The organism is Micromonospora sp. CPCC 206060 (assembly GCF_036906895.1).
Taxonomy (GTDB): Bacteria; Actinomycetota; Actinomycetes; order Mycobacteriales; family Micromonosporaceae; genus Micromonospora.
Map to the genome: position 1 here is coordinate 1 of NZ_JBAKHU010000229.1, position 1296 is coordinate 1296.

2 protein-coding genes are annotated in these 1296 nt (G+C 67.8%); both read left to right on the top strand.

Features of this window, described 5'->3' with window-relative positions; translation table 11 throughout:
- The first annotated feature begins 75 nt into the window (after positions 1-75).
- A complete protein-coding gene (locus tag V6U90_RS33430; protein WP_334445182.1) occupies positions 76-660 on the top strand; it encodes a hypothetical protein in 585 nt (194 codons plus the stop codon).
- 21 nt (positions 661-681) lie between these two features.
- Positions 682-984 carry a hypothetical protein gene (locus V6U90_RS33435; protein WP_334445184.1) on the top strand — a complete coding sequence of 101 codons (303 nt, stop codon included), beginning with the start codon at positions 682-684 and terminating at the stop codon, positions 982-984.
- Positions 985-1296 lie beyond the last annotated feature (312 nt).

The following is a 1296-nucleotide window of genomic DNA, read 5'->3' on the forward strand; positions in this document are numbered from 1 at the left end:
CTCGTTTCAGCCATGAGCCTCTATCCCTCAAGTCCTGGCCTCCACGTTACGAGGGGAACCACAGCGGTGCTGTTCGTGACACTCACGTTCGTCCTCGCCCACAACATCCTCTATACCTACATCGCCCCGTTCCTCGCACCCTTCGGGCTCGTCGATCGCGTCGACGCCGTGCTACTCGTGTTCGGCGTCGTGTCCCTGCTGAGTATCTGGCTCACCGGCGTGCACATTGACCGGCACCTGCGACCCCTCATGATCGCCAGCTGCGCCCTGTTCGCCCTCGCGACCCTCGCCCTGGGTGTGTTCGCTGCCCTGCCGTGGCTGGTGTTCGCCAGTGCGGCGGTGTGGGGGCTGGCCTTCGGCGGTGCGGCGACCCTGCTTCAAACCGCCTCGGCCGAGGCTGCGGGGGCGGCCGGTGATGTCGCCCAGTCCCTGCTGGAACATCGGTATCGCCAGCGGCGGTATCGTCGGCGGTGTCCTGCTCAGCAGCGTCGGCCCTTCTTCGCTGCCGTGGGCGGCGCTCGCTCTTTTGATCGCTGCGCTGATCATCGCCGTGGCGGCGCATCGACACGGGTTCCCCGGTTTCGTGCAGCGACGCGGTCGGGAGGCGCGGGCGTGAACGAGAGCACGGCGATCGCGCGTCGCGGTAGGCGGTTGGGGTAGTCAGTGGCTGCGGCGAGCACGGTGACGGCGGGGTCCGTGCTCTCCAACGCACCGACACCGTGGTATCCCCGGTGGCGGGCCGAGTGGGCGTTCAACTCGGGCATCCTGGCGGTGGCATTTGCCGCCTACATGGTCGGCCTGATCGCTCCGCTCCTCACAGCCGGCACGGTCGCGGACCGGTACGGTCGCAAGGTCGTGCTCGTGCCCGGCCTGGGCGGTGCGGTCATCGCCTGTCGAACGGGCTTCTGGGCGATCCGATGGGGACGCTCACCCGCGGCCCGCTCGCCGCGTCGGCTGTGCGGCGCGAGGTTGGATCGGCAGTGACCGGGCCCGGCGGCAGAGCGGGAACGGCAGGCACGGACCGCGCGGGCGAAACAGATCATCCGGCAAGCGGGCGAAGCCCCTGGCGAAGGTAGCCATGGATGAGCTGGGGATCACCGACGTGCTGAACTGTCTGATCAAGGGCGACCTGGGCGGCTGTCTGAACAGCGGTCAACCTCGCCGCGTCGTTCGTCGGTGGATTGGTGGCCAAGTTCGCCCGTAGTTACGCCCAACGGCGCTCCCGCGTCCGACGGTCAAGTCCTGTGGAGTGGTGTTTAGCGGTTGTTGCGTGATCGTTTGTTGTTCGGTGGGTTG